General features: G+C 37.0%; 17 protein-coding genes. 7 read left to right on the plus strand and 10 right to left on the minus strand.

The genetic code is table 11. The annotated features are described in order from the left end of the window. Window positions 1–17: 17 nt before the first annotated feature. The 3 genes from AAG807_RS12050 to AAG807_RS12060 all read right to left on the minus strand — a co-directional run bounded on the left by AAG807_RS12050 (window position 18) and on the right by AAG807_RS12060 (window position 1,611). Window positions 18–221 carry a helix-turn-helix transcriptional regulator gene (locus AAG807_RS12050; protein WP_341904126.1) on the minus strand — a complete coding sequence of 68 codons (204 nt, stop codon included), beginning with the start codon at window positions 219–221 and terminating at the stop codon, window positions 18–20. A 3-nt stretch (window positions 222–224) separates the two neighbouring features. Next, window positions 225–773: a DUF2975 domain-containing protein gene (locus tag AAG807_RS12055; protein ID WP_341904129.1), complete on the minus strand. Its 549-nt coding sequence runs from the start codon at window positions 771–773 to the stop codon at window positions 225–227. Window positions 774–852: 79 nt separating this feature from the next. Then, window positions 853–1,611 carry a DUF3667 domain-containing protein gene (locus AAG807_RS12060; protein WP_341904132.1) on the minus strand — a complete coding sequence of 253 codons (759 nt, stop codon included), beginning with the start codon at window positions 1,609–1,611 and terminating at the stop codon, window positions 853–855. A gap of 66 nt (window positions 1,612–1,677) precedes the next feature. Here AAG807_RS12060 and AAG807_RS12065 point away from each other — a divergent pair, with 66 nt between their 5' ends. Beyond that, window positions 1,678–2,439 carry a helix-turn-helix transcriptional regulator gene (locus AAG807_RS12065; RefSeq protein ID WP_341904134.1) on the plus strand — a complete coding sequence of 254 codons (762 nt, stop codon included), beginning with the start codon at window positions 1,678–1,680 and terminating at the stop codon, window positions 2,437–2,439. A gap of 32 nt (window positions 2,440–2,471) precedes the next feature. Here the strand turns inward: AAG807_RS12065 and AAG807_RS12070 are convergent, their stop codons facing one another. After that, on the minus strand, window positions 2,472–3,671 hold the full coding sequence (locus AAG807_RS12070; protein WP_341904136.1) for a hypothetical protein: 1,200 nt from the start codon (window positions 3,669–3,671) through the stop codon (window positions 2,472–2,474). 244 nt (window positions 3,672–3,915) lie between these two features. Here AAG807_RS12070 and AAG807_RS12075 point away from each other — a divergent pair, with 244 nt between their 5' ends. Then, complete coding sequence (locus AAG807_RS12075; protein WP_341904138.1) at window positions 3,916–4,710, plus strand: SDR family oxidoreductase; 795 nt, start codon at window positions 3,916–3,918, stop codon at window positions 4,708–4,710. Window positions 4,711–4,728: 18 nt separating this feature from the next. Beyond that, window positions 4,729–5,646, plus strand: a complete 918-nt coding sequence (locus tag AAG807_RS12080; protein ID WP_341904139.1) for a helix-turn-helix transcriptional regulator — start codon at window positions 4,729–4,731, stop codon at window positions 5,644–5,646. Window positions 5,647–5,651: 5 nt separating this feature from the next. On the opposite strand, the gene AAG807_RS12085 is transcribed toward AAG807_RS12080, so the two are convergent. Continuing rightward, the gene (locus AAG807_RS12085; protein ID WP_341904141.1) at window positions 5,652–6,008 is read right to left on the minus strand and encodes a hypothetical protein; all 357 of its coding nucleotides are present in this window, start codon (window positions 6,006–6,008) and stop codon (window positions 5,652–5,654) included. 543 nt (window positions 6,009–6,551) lie between these two features. On the opposite strand from AAG807_RS12085, the gene AAG807_RS12090 reads away from it, so the two are divergent. From AAG807_RS12090 to AAG807_RS12105, 4 genes are read left to right on the plus strand one after another with little or no spacing between them, the layout of a single operon-like run. Continuing rightward, a complete protein-coding gene (locus tag AAG807_RS12090) occupies window positions 6,552–7,490 on the plus strand; it encodes a hypothetical protein (RefSeq protein WP_341904143.1) in 939 nt (312 codons plus the stop codon). Next, on the plus strand, window positions 7,487–8,998 hold the full coding sequence (locus AAG807_RS12095; RefSeq protein WP_341904145.1) for a hypothetical protein: 1,512 nt from the start codon (window positions 7,487–7,489) through the stop codon (window positions 8,996–8,998). The genes AAG807_RS12090 and AAG807_RS12095 overlap by 4 nt, the downstream gene beginning before the upstream one ends. Before the next feature lies 1 nt (window position 8,999). Next, complete coding sequence (locus AAG807_RS12100) at window positions 9,000–10,742, plus strand: hypothetical protein (RefSeq protein ID WP_341904148.1); 1,743 nt, start codon at window positions 9,000–9,002, stop codon at window positions 10,740–10,742. Continuing rightward, the gene (locus tag AAG807_RS12105; RefSeq protein ID WP_341904151.1) at window positions 10,730–11,794 is read left to right on the plus strand and encodes a DNA adenine methylase; all 1,065 of its coding nucleotides are present in this window, start codon (window positions 10,730–10,732) and stop codon (window positions 11,792–11,794) included. The genes AAG807_RS12100 and AAG807_RS12105 overlap by 13 nt, the downstream gene beginning before the upstream one ends. Window positions 11,795–12,107: 313 nt before the next feature. Here AAG807_RS12105 and AAG807_RS12110 read toward each other — a convergent pair whose 3' ends face one another. The 5 genes from AAG807_RS12110 to AAG807_RS12130 form a co-directional block, all read right to left on the minus strand. Then, entirely contained in the window at window positions 12,108–12,683 is a 576-nt protein-coding gene (locus AAG807_RS12110; protein ID WP_341904154.1) for a GNAT family N-acetyltransferase, read from the minus strand. Next, window positions 12,680–13,204, minus strand: coding sequence for a hypothetical protein (locus AAG807_RS12115; RefSeq protein WP_341904158.1), 525 nt, complete (start codon window positions 13,202–13,204; stop codon window positions 12,680–12,682). The genes AAG807_RS12110 and AAG807_RS12115 overlap by 4 nt, the downstream gene beginning before the upstream one ends. A 179-nt stretch (window positions 13,205–13,383) precedes the next feature. After that, the gene (locus AAG807_RS12120; protein ID WP_341904161.1) at window positions 13,384–14,676 is read right to left on the minus strand and encodes a T9SS type A sorting domain-containing protein; all 1,293 of its coding nucleotides are present in this window, start codon (window positions 14,674–14,676) and stop codon (window positions 13,384–13,386) included. Window positions 14,677–14,809: 133 nt separating this feature from the next. Next, the gene (locus AAG807_RS12125; protein WP_341904163.1) at window positions 14,810–15,508 is read right to left on the minus strand and encodes an SDR family oxidoreductase; all 699 of its coding nucleotides are present in this window, start codon (window positions 15,506–15,508) and stop codon (window positions 14,810–14,812) included. Window positions 15,509–15,519: 11 nt separating this feature from the next. Beyond that, the gene (locus AAG807_RS12130) at window positions 15,520–17,019 is read right to left on the minus strand and encodes a cryptochrome/photolyase family protein (protein ID WP_341904166.1); all 1,500 of its coding nucleotides are present in this window, start codon (window positions 17,017–17,019) and stop codon (window positions 15,520–15,522) included.

A 17,019-nucleotide genomic window follows, 5' to 3' on the forward strand; every position in this document is an offset into this window, starting at 1 on the left:
TTTTCTTAATGATTATCCTAATCCACATATTCCAATATATCTCCCGGCTGACAATCCAATGCCTTGCAAACGGCTTCCAACGTACTAAAGCGGATGGCTTTCGCTTTTCCGGTCTTTAGAATGGACAAATTGGATAAGGTTAGATCTACTTTTTCAGACAGTTCATTCAGCGACATTTTCCGTTTGGCCATCATTACATCCAAATTCACAATAATGGGCATAGCTTATACGGTTAATTCGTTTTCTGTTTGAATTTCTATTCCTTTTCGGAAGATTTGTCCGATAATGAATAGGATCACTCCCATGAATAACCAGACATCAGCTCCTCCTAAACGCAAATCCTCCGTGTCGGGCATTTCCACTCCTTGCGTAATAAACCATTTGGCAAACTTAGTTCCCCAGGAAGAAAGTAACCCGATTGCAAAGGACAAATAGGAAAGATTGAAGATAAAACGCTCCACATCTTTGTTGAAAGGCTGAGCTAAATTTAATTTTTTATCGTGCAGTAATTTCACAATCAGGTAAAAAATCCATGCCCGAACAATGGCCACCAAACTCATCAGGGAAGTCTCGATATAATAATAACCAGGATCGAAATCGTAGAGATTTGTTAAGTTCACTTCCTGCCAGAAAATAGAAGCATCAGCCGGATCAATGAACAATCGGAAGACCGTATTGAATAGGAATACACCGGCTTCAAAGCATACGCCAATAAAAATGATCCAGGAAAGGATATAGAGGAATTTCAGAATCTGTGTTGTATTACTTTTCATCTTGAATTAGTTAAAATTACAAGACAATAATACTAAATATTTATCGAAAAACAATAAATATTGATTTATTTTCAAAAAACTAGTTCTTTATCATTATCACTACTATACACAAGATCATAATTAGAATGTAATAGCTTATCATTCCCAACAAATAAGCTCCAAATGCTTTCAGGTAAGATGAAATTTTGGATTTGTCAAAAAATTGCCCGATTGCCCAGCTGCAATAAATCACACCGAGTATTTCAGTAATTCGTGCGAGATGTATCCCGCTCACCCCTTCAATGACGGAAGAAACGGCAAGCAACAGCATCCCGATTCCCATTACAAAGCATAAGAGAATGAGTATTTCAAAGAAATTAGAATCGTGCTTTCTGAAAAACAATTTTAACCAAAGCGCTATGAATACCCCCATAATCATATTCGCATATCCGTAATGATGCTGGATCCACTCGAAAATTACAGCGATAGAAGCCAGTATTGACTTTTCCAACGGTGAATGGTTTTCCTCCACATGAACAAACCAGTGAGAAGCGATCGTATAAATCAAAGAAGTGACAATGATGAAAATGACCGGCTTCACCAACCGACTCCTGTCTTCGGAAATAAAGGTCCTAACGCTTTTCCCCGGGCGAACGATCAGTTCCTTTATCGTGAACAGAATTCCTTTTTCAAGATGCAGCACATGCACTATTTCGTGCAATATATACTTCCCATCAATCCGTTTCAATTTTGCAGCTTGTCCGCAATGACTACAAAAATTATCGGTAATCGGACTTTTACAATTGGAGCAATTTGTCATGTCTATGCTTGTTTCATCCAAACGAATGGATTTCCACAAAATTCAAAAAAGGAATAGTCAAAAAGACTACACTTTAGTGTAAATTTGGGGATTCGAACCAAACACATGAAGAACAAGCAACCCTCCACTCTTCTTACCAAAAACAAAGTAGGAGTCGTATCCGAAAAGGATACCCTTCAGCAAACAAATTATTTGGAAGCTGTAAAATCTTTTGCCCGATTGACCTATGAAAGTGTGTATGTGATTGATTACGAAACGATGTCTTTTGAATATGTTTCTGAAAACCCGTTATTCTTATGCGGTTATTCTTCTGAAGAGGTTCTGAAAATGGGTTACGATTTCTATTTCAAGCATGTACCTGAAGAAGAATTGAACTTATTGGAGCAAATCAATGAGGCCGGATTTGATTTTTTTGAAAAGCTGCCTGCAGACACCAAAAAGGAATACAGTATCACCTATGATTTTCATTTGACCAACCAGAATGGCAAGAACACATTGATCAATCACAAACTGACTCCTTTATTTTTGACCGATGACTCGAAAATATGGAAAGCGGTGTCTATTGTTTCCCTTGCACATCATCAACATCCGGGGAATGTGTTTATCAAAAGACAAGGTTCGAAAGAACAATGGGAATTGGACCTGAAAAATAACATTTGGCGCAAATCACTGAAACCAACACTTTCCGAAAGAGAAATAGAAGTACTTCGTCTGCATGCACAAGGATTAACCATTAACCAGATTGCAGAAAAAATATTTGTTTCTCCGGATACAGTCAAGTATTACCGAAGACGCATTTTTGAGCGCTTGTCCGTGAATAATATTGTCGAAGCGCTTGCGGCGGCTGTTAATAGCAAGATTATTTGATTGCCGGAATTAAAATTTCTTAATCCGTGCTTCTAAATTCTTTTTTCCAATTCCTTTTTAAGATCACTCAACTTAATTGGCTTCAAATTCATTGATAAATTCATTTCTTTGTCAATGATAATATCCTTCATACAAAAATAGGGTTCGCCTTCTTTATAAGCCGTTGCCAGAACTTTAGCTTTGGCACCTATCGGCAAGATCATTTTCTCCGAATCATCATGAGAAAAGTTAAACTTGTCATCTTTTTTCTGGTAACCGGGAAGGTACATGTTGTATTCAGGTAAGATTAATGATGTATATACGTATCCGAATTCATCTTCATTGTCTACAGAAACGAGCATATTGACTTCTTTAGATTTAGGTTCCGAGAATAGCCTGTCAATATTAGCCCATCCCAATTTTTTGACGGAGAAAATATAACTCGTATTGAAATCTTCAACAAACCCATTCTCCCCTTTATTTATAATCACTTCCTGTGTAAAAACACTGTTAGAACCTTCCTTTAACGCCTTAGTATCTTTGAATATTGAAATTATTTCAATTTTACTCTGACCAAAAGTCACTTTATCACCCGGTTTTCGTCCAAGCTCCCAAAGCCAATTTTCCACTTTATTATTCTCTTCCTTAGATGCAGTTTCACCCCCAATATGATAATATCTTATGGTAATAAAAGATTGCTCCAGAGACTTAAGTTCCTCGTTCATAACAGGAATCGGTTCTACCCAATCAATCTTCCCGCCTTCCTCTTTTCCTTCGAAGATGCTCATTCCCTCCTTCATCGAGTCATCAGGAAGCATCACACCTATTTCAGTATCTTTTGCAAGTTCAAGCTGTTTGTTATCAGACGTGGCATTGATATAAATCATCCCTCCGCTTTCTAACATTTTATCTCCTGAAGTAGTTGTCAGATTTCCCATTACAAAATCAACCGGAGACAAGGCTTCCTTAATCTCCACTTCAATATTTGAAGGAACTTTTGAACTATTTGAAAACATGAAAGAGTTTCTGTAGATTCTGTAAATAGTGCCATTCTTTGAGACTATTGAGGTGTCCTTGGTATTATCAATCGTAAATAATTGACTTTTGAGATTGTTATCAGAATAAACCTTGCTGATCAATTCATTTTTTGCTTCATCGCGTTTCTTATACTCTTCAACGACATTGTCAGCATTTTGACACCCAATGAGGGAAATCATTGTCATTACAAGTAACAATCTACTATTTTTTTTCATCTTATTTTTTGATTCAATAATTTTGGTGCATCACTTCGGCTACGTCTGAACATTGCTATTCGTTGCCGAAGTTATGATAATTCCTTCATTTACTAAAACCAAAAGTTATCTAACAAATGGCTTATTAGGATAATTACCTTTCAAGCATTTTAAAACCGCCTTTCACCTACAAGCTCCCGCCATTTGAATACAGAAAGACCCAACTTCTGACTGACCTTTGTATCAACAAATTAAAGTTTATCATATGAAAGTCACATTGATCACAGGAGCTTCCGGCGGAATCGGAGAAGCCATTACCAGAAAGATTGCAGAACAAAAGAATAACGTGGTGCTCGTAGCGCGAAATGAAGCCAAACTTCAGATCCTTTGCAAGGAGCTCGCCCTCAAACACCAAATCCAGGCGAATTACATTGTAGCTGACCTGGCACAGGAAGATGCACCAAAATTGGTTTATGACACTTGTAAAAAGGAGAACTACGAGGTTGAAAGTCTTATCAACAATGCCGGAATCGGTTCGGGAGGTGAATTTGCTGAGATCAGCCTGGAAAGCGAACTGGCCATGATGCATTTGAATATGAATTCCATGGTTAGTTTAACGCATTATTTCCTGCAGGATATGAAAATCCGGAAAAGTGGAACGATTGTCAATGTGGGTTCCATGATCTCATTCATGCCCATTCCTTATATGGCGCTTTACGGTGCAACGAAAGCCTTTGTCCGTTTTTTTACTCAGGCATTATACGAGGAATGTAAACCGTACCATATTCATGTCATGTTACTAAGTCCAGGGTTGACAGAAACGAATTTCATGAGAGCTGCCAAATTGGAAAATAAAACCGGAGAAGCACTGACGGCTGTTGGTCGAACTCAAACACCTGAACAAGTGGCAGAGGAATTTATTGGTGCGTACCTGAAGAAGAAACCGTTTCATGTTTCAGGAAGTTTCAACCGTTTCGGTGTAAAGATCATCAGTTTGATCCCTAACAGAACGATTGCAAAACAGGGGGCGAAAAGTTACCGCAAACGATTAGCAAACTAATTCGTAAATTTAGAAGAGATGAAACAGAAAGCGATCCAGCATATTCATATCTATTCTTTGGCGCAGCAAAATGCTATTTTGGGGTTTCCAAAACCGAAACATCCGCTCTTTAGTATTCAGCGATTCGAGGATTTCCCCAAAATCGTTTCGGAGGAAAAGATCAAACTTTCGATGGATTTTTACCAGATCACTTTTAAAAAGGGATGTCCCGGGAAATTCAGGTACGGACAATCCGATTATGATTTTGATGAGGGAGTCTTGTCTTTTTTTGCTCCAAACCAAGTGTTTATCACTGAAGGAGATTTCATTGCTCCGTCCGGTTATCTGATTTTGATCCATCCGGATTATTTGCGGTCCTATCCCCTGGAATCCAAAATCAAGACCTTCAGTTTTTTCGATTATGCTGTCACCGAAAGTTTAATCTTATCGGATGAAGAAGAGCAATTCATTGAAAACGTCTTTATCCAGATCGAAAAGGAATTTCACCGACCGATTGATTCCCTGAGTCAGGATGTGATTCTCTCCAATCTGGAATTGTTACTGACCTATAGCAATCGCTATTACACCCGGCAATTCATCACGCGGAAACCGCAGTATAATAACCTGCTATCAAAATTTGAAGCGCGATTGAATGAACTTTTCACGGACGAACTACTATCTGAAAACGGACTTCCAAATGTCGCCGACCTGGCTTCGGAATTCAACCTGACTTCCAAGTATTTCAGTGATCTGATCAAGCAGCATACCGGTCAAAGCACCCAGCAGCACATTCATGCCAAGCTCATCGAAAAAGCCAAGGAAAAGCTCTCAACCACTGAATTATCCGTCGGAGAAATTGCTTTTCAATTGGGCTTCGAGCATTCACAATCCTTCAGTAAGTTATTTAAGATTAAAACCAATCAGACACCTGTAGAGTTTCGGCAATCTGTGAATTAGAATCCTTATTGTTCCAGTATTTTATAGCTAATGATAAATATGATTTTTAATCCGAGAAAAACAAACAAGAATATTCGTGCGATTTTATTGGGAATGATGATACTGAAAATTACAAGGGCTATGACTGAAAGGATATCCATTGTCCAACCAAAACTTTTGTAAAGAAGGGATACTTTTTGCCAATTCGTATTTCCATCTTTTTCAAAAAAGATAGGAATAACCACTTTTTGTAAAATAAACCAACAGATGGATATGACATATTCTATCCCCATTAAGATCAAAAGTTGATAAACTGTTTTGATCGCTTTTTGTCTCTCTGTCTTTGCCGAATCGGACAATTCGATTTCTTGAAAATCTTTCATACTGGAATTCTAAGTTTACTGTGTTTAATGAATCGTGGAAATTGAAGAACGAAAGATAAACTTTTTTTTAATCCTGCGATTCGTGTTCCAATTCAAATGGGTTCACGAAAAAAAACCGTTTCATCTTGGATGAAATGAAAAACCTAGCCACTATGCAGCAGATGGCAGGTTCCATGCTCGTTATGAACAATACAGAAGGATATCTAATCCCTACGGGGGCACCAAATAATTATCAACTTGAAAATATCGATTCAGAACATAATTGCTAGACCATATGATTTCCAAGGTAATTGAAATGCAGCACATTCATCCGCAACTATATGCCCTCTAGCATACGTTTGGGTTGCTAGAATGATGAATTAAAATGTTAACTTTGTAGCAAAAAGAATAATGAACCACGTTCTATACATCGCTAGTTTACATCGGCCTTTTAGTCAACAGCTAAAAACGACGAAGTGGGTATGCGATTTTATAGCGAATTCTAAAACTAAAGTTTCGAGTTCAGACCTTAATCTAAATTTTTACTACTACTTAATTAAATCATTGGAACGCGAATACAAGAAGGTTACACTCACCGAATTTAATGGACTTCCAAGTGATGTTGCAATTAACAGTATTTCCCAATATATAAGTTCAAGATCGAAAGCCGACTTCCTTAGTGAAGTACCTGAAATAATTAAAAGCAGAAAAACCTCCTTAGAAAGACAGATCTATTCAACCTACAAGGCAGCTTCTTATTATGTCAATTTAGCGAAAGATAAGTTTGAACTAATTAATAATCGAAACGAATTAACACCGCATGGGGAATTATTATTAAAAATGCGATCAAGTTTCTTCTCGTTGTCTAAAAAGGAAGTAGAATTTTATTTTTGTCGGTTACTGGAGGCTGATTTTCATCTTTTCATAACGCATTGTCTATTTATTAGACTTGAAAAAAAATATTCTCTAAAAAACACGATAAGAGACCAAATAGATTTCATTAATGAGTTTTTAGAAATTAAACATTTTAATTTCACAAGTTCTAGTCTTAGTAATTATAATGTAGTTCGTTCATATTGGGTGCAGTCTCTGAATGTTGTGGATGTGAAAGGAAATATCAGGAAGAATTTTATCGAGATCATTAAAAACCAACCTAAATTCAGTATATTGTTCGACGAGCTTAAAAAGCTGTTTTCAATTTTTGAAAAGGAAAACTTCAAAATGAAGAAAACGTATTTGCTGCGTAAACAAAAATTCCATGACATTTATCGCTCATATGTTTCAACGAACGTCAGTGATCAAGGGTTTGTAAACTTATATGATATAAAAAAAGGACTGCGAATATCACCAGAGAATTTTCAAAAATTGTTAATTGAATTCTATGAAAGTGAAAAGAAGACCTTTCATATTTTTTTTGACAATACAGTCAACTCAATTGACAGAAATGAACGCTTCTTTATTCGAAACCGTCCTGTAATCAAAATTAAAATTAAACAGCAATGAACATAGACCAACTTTGGGATAAACTTGCCCTACCAAGTGGCAAACTCACTGGCTTTAGAAAAGATATCTCAGAAGGCAAAGTTCCAGAACTTCCATACTACATAGTAGGACAAGATGCTTTGAAAAAAGTAGTAAAAGAACGGCTTGAAGTAATTGATTCGTCTCGAATGATTACCAATTTGATTATTGCGAAGTATGGAAATGGCAAAACTAATTTGCTAAAGTATCTTCAACTTTTCTTCAAGACATATTCAGAATTTAAAATTCAGGTCCAATATTCAAGGGCTGATGTTGAAAGAACGGATCTTGTTTTATTCTTGCTTAAAATATTGCAGGATCAATATTTAGAGGAAATTGTAAGAATTATTGTTAAAATAAGGGCGAATCCTGATATAATCCCAAAACTAGTAAACGACTATAATAGTAATTTCCGTGAGATAAAAAGTTACTGTGAAAAGCTCTTCGAACCTAGTAATTCGGAAGAAACGATTATCGAAATTCTCTATTTAGGCACGGGGCGATTTTACAACAAACGATATTTCGACAATCATAAATTAGAGCAATTGAAAGATTTTAATAGGAGAGAAATTTTAGTCCTGTTTTTAAATATCTTATCACATGATTCAAATTACGTTGTATTTGCCATTGACGAAGTAGAAAAAATCCGGGAAAAATCCAAGATTCGTTTTAGCCATTTTCTGACGTCATATCGTGAACTTGTCGATCTTTTTAACCAAGTAAATGGTCATTATCTTATTGTTAGTCTCACAACGGCTTCCGGTGCGCAAGAGATAAGTACAGCTAACGATGCTTTATATTCACGAATTAACGGTGATATAATTCAAATTGAGCCCCTAGCTAAGAAAAAAGAAATGTTAGAATTGATCGACTATTTAAATGATCTCTTCCAAACGGAAAAAAGCTCGACAGATATCTATTCACAGATTCTCAGAAAAAATACCCCAAACAATCGAGAAGCTATACAGGAAATATCAAAATTGTTGTACGTGAAAGAGGCTGTCGCACCGTTGCATGAACTTTTAGAGACAGCAGAATTGTCCGTGTTATACGTTGATACAGAGGAAAAACTAGAAAATGACGACGCATTTAAGAATCTTCATAGAAAGTTTTTTGATCCTTTGGAGTACTATGTTGAAGCACTTGGCTTGACAAAGGGATTAAATAAGCAGGAAAGAACGTTTGTTGATGAAGTTACTGAAAGGGTACACTATTTCATCTTTAACACTTATCTGGAGGATTTTGAAAACGAAAAAACGAAGATTGAAAAACTTATATCGCTTTATCCACATTTTAATATCATTGTGTACAGTCCGGTTACGCTTGAACTTACCCATACAAAGCTTGATTTGAGTGAAGATGAACGTGTGGAAATTATTGACATTGAACCAAAAGATTTGTTTATTCTTTTAGAAATGTACCGCGATAATTATGATCTCCAACCTCAGCTCACGGAGATAATTTCAAACTACACTAAACATAAGCTTTAATATGTTTGACAATAATAGCAACGTTTTTTCCAATGACTTTACGCTACAATTGGATGACATTGTCAAAGCGATTTGTGACATATCCTTTGACATCGGTATGCAATTACAAGGTCCGGCAGTTGCGGGGAGCACAGATGCGGAATTCTCGATAAAAGATTTGTTCAAGGATGAATTTGTTGCGGAAATGTCGATCAGGCCAGAGAGATTGACTAAACAAATCGCAGAAGACGGAACGGAAATTAAACCCTATACAAATGATGAGTTTTTTGCATTGATTTCGCAACATTATAATGATAATTTAGTCATTGATAAAGATTTTATAGCACAATTAAATGGTTCGGACATTCTTTTCGTTGACAAAAAGGACACGAGATTCATTAGCACGGGAGAAAGGGCCCACGAACGGCTAATGGCGGCATTGAAAAAAGTTAGAATTTTAAAACAACTGATTTCTAAACTAAAAAGTGATAAAATCCAAAAAAGTCTCGAAAAAATCGACATCTTCGAAACTGACATCCTTTACAAGGGAGCTATCTCGACAGAACAAAGAGCTGGACAACCCGTTTTAGCGATAATTGGACTAGATTTTATTGAAAATGGAATAGTCGCCACTTATCCTGTTGATAAAGAACATTTCTGGTTTAATGAGGATAAGTATGCTAAATTGTCACCAGGATTCGAAAACGTTACTGATACCGGAATTCTCAAAGCTATCAGTACAGGTGTAAAATTGGGAATAGTAGTAAATCAAAAATTTCTATTGCCAGAACCAGGCATTGACCTCAGCAGTTTCATTAAGCGTGATCGACTTGAAGAGTATTATTTTTTGCTTTTCGAAAAGACATACAGTAAAAAAGTCAGAAAACTAGGTTATGCTGATTCATCACTGATAGAATTTAAAGCACTAAGTACGGATGTAGCATTAAACCAACTACTTTCACACTTGAAAAACAACTTTTATATCGCCAATCCAGCGCTAATAGAAGAAAGATTCAAGATATTTTTCAATTCTGTAATTCATTTTGAAAAGTTAGCACTCCTAAAGGATTATCAGTTCTTGTTATCTTCCAGTATCGAAGAAGAAACACTTTTAGGTGTTTACTCTGACACCAAAATTGGAACTGAATATAACCTGCTGCATTGGCTGAACCACGAGGGAATTGACAAGGCAAGACATTTTCGTGGGGGAACTGAACCTGAAAAAAAGGCAAAAAAACTAGTTTCCACTTTGAAGCCAGCAATATGCTACTATTTTCTAGAGAAGTATTTTGAGGATCTAGTTGAAAAGGCGCTACAAACCAATAATTATCAGTTTTTATCTAACATCACTCTACTTGAAAACAAGAAAGTATATTGTGAAGTAGACTTTCTTGTTTTGGCTAATAAAAAATTCTACTATGTTGAGGCAAAAACCAAATTGTCTCGGTATTATATAGATGACTTTTTGAAAAAGTCTTCTAAAATAATCGATAAATTACAACCTATGATTGATCAAGGTATTGAGGTTCATTTCGTACTGTTATCCAGCTACAGTGACAAGACTGTCACAGATTACCAATTCTTCATCGATGAACATTCTGATAAAAAAGAATCTGGCTACAACGAAACTCGTTCAGGATTAAATTGCTTACCGTACCATTTCCAGGTGCCAATTCCAGACAAAGAGGGACAACGAATAACATGTGTAGCCGAACCAGAGTTCGACAAGTTACAAAAAATTTTACTTTCAATATGCCCAAAATAGCCCTTCCAGTAACGCGTTATTACGGCTCCAAAAGAAAACTTATTGAAAGAATTTGGAGAGAAATTGAAGCCCAAAGATTAGAGTTTGATTCTGTTCTGGACGTATTCGGGGGAACTGGCATTTTTTCATATTTTGCCAAGGTCAAAGGGAAATCCGTAATTTATAATGATATTTTTGCATTCAATTATAACATTGGAAAAAAGCTAATACAACAAACTACCAATGAACTCACCATTGAAGAAGCACTAGGACTCCTGAATAGAAGACCGGGTATCGAATACAGAGATACGATTGCTGCAAATTTTGAAGGGATCTATTTTACACAAGAAGAAAATGAGCAGATCGACATCTTTATTCAGAATGCAAATATGCTTGAAAACGAAAATCAAAAAGCTAGTGCCTATTATATTCTCTTCCAATCATGTATCATAAAACGACCATACAATTTGTTCCACAGGAACAATTTGAATATGAGAGTAAATTATAATGGAGGCGGTTTTGGAAATAAAACCACATGGGAACATACCTTTGAAACTTTATTCACGCGTTTCATTGCAGAATTAGATAAGTTTACGTTCGATAACGGAAGAGAGAATATAGCAGTGAATTTCAGTGCGTTAAACTGCCCAAGCAGAGCTGACTTGCTATACGTTGATCCACCATATTTTAGTACAAGTCGTAGTCATACAACATATCATGCGAAATATCACTTTCTTGAAGGATTAGCTAATTATACCGAGATAGAAAATCATATAAATTTTGAGAAACTTAATAGAGAAATCAGCATAAATAAAAGCTCAGAATTCGAAAACCCAAGAGCGTTCCTACTCCAACTTGAGCAACTAATTAATACTCATCAAAATTCAATTATAGTAGTGTCGTACCGAAACAATGGCATCCCAAGCATTCAAGATATATCGGAGTTAATTCAACAATGTAGACCCAACAATAGAGTAGTTACATTGGATTTGGGTATGTATGGTTATGCTTTAAATAAATCTAATTCAACAAACAATGAATATCTAATCATTGCAACGAATGACCCTAATTAAGCTCAAGTTGACCTCAACTAGCAAATTTCGCATATTTGAATAACAAAAAAAAACTTAAAATCATTACAATACAAGCTAGTAAAATCGGTACCTCATTCGGTTGCCCACTATATATAAAGCTTCGGAAACGCCTCCAAATGGGGACTTTTTCTTTCTCTCAATTTTCACTTTCCAACTCACACTTTCTTCGAAGCTCTTTTTCAGAACGAGTGAGATTTGATTGTGGGAGAGCTAGCCTAGGAGCTTAAAATTCTCTTCCAAAGTACTCGACTCTAGTTCCGGTCCCCTCCTCTACTACACTCAATCACAAAGCTTACTTTTTGTTTTCAAGGGTGTTTTCCCATGCTTCTTTTGTAATCCGATAAACATTCACAGGCATGCCATTGTAAGTTGTTTGTTTTGAAAGCTTCATTCCATTTTTCAGTGCAACCAGTTGGGAAGCGACATTATCCGGATGGATGATTGAGATCAAGGAATCACTGAAATCATGTTGAAAAGCAAAATCCCGGCATTTCCGGGCGGCTTCGAATGCATAACCGGAACCTCTGGATTCGGGCATCAGGGAATAACCGATTTCCAATTCTTCCGTGTCATCCACTGTATGAACCAATAAGCCACATTGACCGACAAACTTTCCCGATTTGGTATCAATCAATGCATTCATCCCTCCTTGCAGATTCTCATATCTCCAGGCAATCTTATCGAACCACTGCCGGCATTTTTCCGATGCAGAAGCTGTTTCGGAAAAAGCAAAATAGCGCATGATTTCGGAATCTTCACAAAACGACAACCAGGTATCGAAGTCATCTTCATGTACCCTTCGAAAAGAAAGTCGTTCGGTTTCTTGCCCGAAAAGCCATAATTGGCTTCTATCAGCTACTTTGATCATGCTGCTTTTTTGTATTTGTAAGGTAATTTTTTGAGAACTTCTTCTTCCAACCGTTTCTCCACTCTTTTCCTACCTCGAAAGAACCTATTGAAAACGGGATCACTGTATCTCCACTTCCCGCCTTTCTCCACCACACTGATAAGCATCAAACTACTGTTAAACGGATGATTGTCCCAGTACTCCTTATTCATATAATACTTCATTTCATACACTTCCTCCGGTTCATCCTTAAAATAGAAATACACTTCTATATTCGTTAGCTTCTTGTACTTGTGGACCATTACACCATCAATCAGTTGATAATCGATTACGGAATCTTCAGGAGCATATGCCTTCCATGCAGGATCATTTTTAGGGAACCGGTATAGTTCGTTTTTAGCTAAAAATTGATTGACCGCCAATTCCAGAGAGTCTTTTGATACATCAAAATCATAGGACGTGATTTTACCAGTGATACCACAGGAAAAAACAAAAAAGAGACTGCTCATAAAAAGCATCCCGAAAATCAGCTTACTGATCATGTTGTCGGAGTTTAAGCTTCCTCCAAAGTACTGATTTTCTCATTAACTATCCAATGCATTGATTGGATATCAGAAAACCTTGAATTTTGAAACATCGGAACTTGTATTGATCTGTTCCTCTTTTACATTCCAAATTCCTGTTATTCCTTTTTTGAGTTTCATTTATCTGAAAATGTTGATCATTCCTTGATCAGTTTTTCTGTCAGCAAATCACCATTTTCCAAAATCATTTTGACCAAATACAATCCTTTCGGGAAGGTTTCCATCGAAACAATTACCTGCTCCGTGATCTTATTTTTCTCGTAAATTTTACTGCCTGAACCATCTAAAATTTCAAGAGAAAAGTTTTGATTGGGATACCTCACACTGAAAGACGACAGAGCCGGATTCGGAAAGATGAAAATCTGAGAATCATTTAGTGATGCTTCTGTCAATGTGAGATTGGAATTGCAATATTCTTGTCTTGGATTTGCCAATACGCTGCACTTAAATCCGTAAATGCTTTCGGGAAATACTGCTACAGGCATATCCGTTTGAAGCAAATTTGCCATTCCTGATGGCATCGTGATCTGATTGGTACTGCCATTTCCCAATGCAACATCCTTTCCTGCCAAACTGCCATTAAATGTGTAATCGCATAAGGCATCTATCAGTCTGTAGTATGCATAATAATCCAATGCGTCAAAGGCCGCATAAGTGGTTGGCATATCGTGTTCGGTAGTGTAATCGTAACCACTGACTGTGGATGGAACCACTCGGATGAAATCCTTTTCAGCGGAAGGAATATTAATATTGGAAAAGATTTCAGTCGCCATTCGATGGTCATTTACACTATCGGTCGTGTAGATAAACGTTAGCATTTTGGTATCCAATGGGAAGGTCTGTAACTCAGTTTGGGTAATATTAAAAGAATACCATTGGGCAGAAGGACAAATGAATCTTCCATTTTGCCCCCAATTATTTTCTGTAAAACAGGTATGAGAAACTCCAATTGTAGCGCCACCTCCGAAAGAGTGACCTAAAAAACCAACCCTGGTAGTGTCAATAATAGTTGGATAATCCCGGGCTGCCTTACGAAAACCTGCTGTTAGATTTACATAACGATCATTAATGGAAACCCCATTCGTTTGATAAGGAACAAAAACGATGGCATATCCTTTCTTAGCAAAAAAGCTCAAAAGTCCAATCACATGAAGCGGATCACTTCCTCCATATCCATGGCTATAAAACAAAGTCGGAACACTTGATGTAATGCCTGAAGGATAATAAATCCGGATGTTTTCTGTGGGGAAATTCGGATTTGTAAAAGATTCAATAGCTAAAGTATAAGTTCCTTCGGAACCATATCCACTTGTAGGTTTTGCAATGGGACCGGTGTAAACCTGACCAAATGCAGCCATGGAATTGAACAAGATGAAGAAGCAAATCAATTGCCGGTTTGAATGCATCAGTTGATGTATTTGTTGTTTCATAGCTTTCAATTTAAATCGCTTCTCAAATGTAAGCTAAAATTAGCTCAACTTCCTGCTAGTGACTAACTTCGATCTTTGAGTGTTTTTTTATTACTCAACCACTTAAAGGTATTGACCTACTACTATTAGAAACCTAAACTTTAAGTGAAGAATATCCTCCATCTACATGTAAAATCTGTCCCGTTATCCAACTTGATTTCGCTGAAAGCAAGAACTCAGCCATAGAAGCAATGTCTTCAGCAGTTCCTATTCGTTTCAATGGATGTCGCTGCGCATTTGCTTCCCGTTTTTGATCACTGTTAACCAATGAAGCTGCGAGTGGCGTATCTGTCAGTGAAGGTGCAATGCAATTTACCCGAATTTTGGGAGCATACTCAGCTGCCAATGCTTTTGTCAACCCTTCAATCGCACCTTTCGAAGCCGAAACCTGAGAGTGGAATGGCAATCCCGTCTGAACGGCAACAGTAGAAAACAATACGATAGAAGCATCTTTGCTGTTTTTCAATTTGGAAGCGACAGCTTGAATCGTTTTGATGGCTCCAATGACCTGCAATTGATAATCTTCCAGGAAATCAGCCGGTTTGATTCGCTCAAATGGTCGAAGGTTAATACTCCCCGGACAATAAACCACCCCATCCAGTTCCTCCGGTAAAAAATCCAAAGAAAATTGGTCCTCCAGAACATTTAGATGGTGGTACTGAATGAATGGATTTTCCGAATGAATTTCAGTTGTATTGAATGTTCCAAAAACCCGATGACCTGAATCAGCCAATTGTTGCGCCAGTGCTTTCCCTATTCCGGAAGAAGCACCAATAATTAAATAGTTTGACATATCTCTGTTAGTTATTTTTCATTCTTATTACTCAACAAATCAAGCGATTGCAGGAAGTGTTTAGCTTCACTTAAATGTGCCCTTTTCTTTTCTTCCGACATCGCATCAAAACTTCTGATCAACATGCCCAATCTCGGATTTTGTAAAAAGAAATCCCGATGTACATGCATGAATCGCCAGAATAAACCATCCCAGGTTTTCTGCCAATCCCCTTTTTTGAAATCACTCATTTTCATCAAGTAATTACTGCCACTGATATAAGGTTTGGTTGACATCAGTCCTCCATCTGCAAACTGACTCATTCCATAAACATTCGGAACCATCACCCAATCGTACGAATCAATAAAAAGTTCCATAAACCAACGGTAAACTTCATCGGGATCAAATTCACACAAGAGCATAAAATTCCCCAATACCATCAATCGCTCAATGTGATGACAATACCCTGTTTCCAATACTTTTTTGATCGTCGAATCAATGGGTTCTATTCCGGTTGTTCCTTCCCAAAATGAACGAGGAATTTTTCGTTTAAATCCCCAGTAATTTTTCGTTCGTTCTTCACTTCCCTTTAATTCGTAAACTGCCCGGATGAATTCACGCCAACCGATGATTTGCCGGATAAAACCTTCCAACGAATTCATTGGGATCTCCTCACTAAGGGCATAGTTTACTGTTTCATCCACAATGAATTGAGGAGTAATCAATCCAACATTGAGCATCGGAGTTAACACACTGTGATGTAAAATATGCTCCTTGGAAACAATGGCATCTTCATAAGCACCGAATTCGGAAAACCGCGTTTTCAAAAAATCTCTTAGCCACTTTTTACTATCATCAAAGGTTACGGGATAAATGAAATCTGTATTGAGTTTGCCATAATTTGTTGAAAAGTGCTTTTCGACGTACCCCATTGCTTCTTCATGAAAAGGGTTTAAAGGAATCCCTTCAACTTCCGGCGGGGTCTTTGTTTTCGGATATTTCAATCGGTTTTCATCGTCAAAACTCCACTTTCCACCAAGCGGTTTAGCATTCTTTTCTAATAAGATCGATCTGCTAATTCGTTGATGTTTATAAAAATCGGTCTGAAACAGGCGCTTTTTACCGGAAAAATAAGTCCTCAGTTCTTCAGAAGAATTGATAAAAAGTAATGACGGATGTTTATCCGATTGAATACCATGCTTTTCACATGATTCACCGATTCTTTTTTCCAACCAATTGTCTGTGGTGTCAATGTATTCAAAGTGTGGAATACCCAGCGAATGAAGATGCGAAATGAGTTTTCTGACATCCGATAATTCATTGAAGGAATCGATGTAAATGACCTGGATGTTTTTTGATTGCAAATAGTGTTCATAGAACTTCATGCTTGCTCTATGAAAAGCTATTTTCTGTTTGTGAAAATGGTATTGTCGAAAAAACAACCATTCCTCTACCAAATAAATGGTTTTGCAACTTAAAACAAGCTTGCTTTGCTCAAACAATTGATGCGGAAAAACAACTCCTATACTCAT

Source organism: Fluviicola taffensis DSM 16823, assembly GCF_943372375.1.
Taxonomy (GTDB): Bacteria; Bacteroidota; Bacteroidia; order Flavobacteriales_D; family Crocinitomicaceae; genus Fluviicola; species Fluviicola taffensis_A.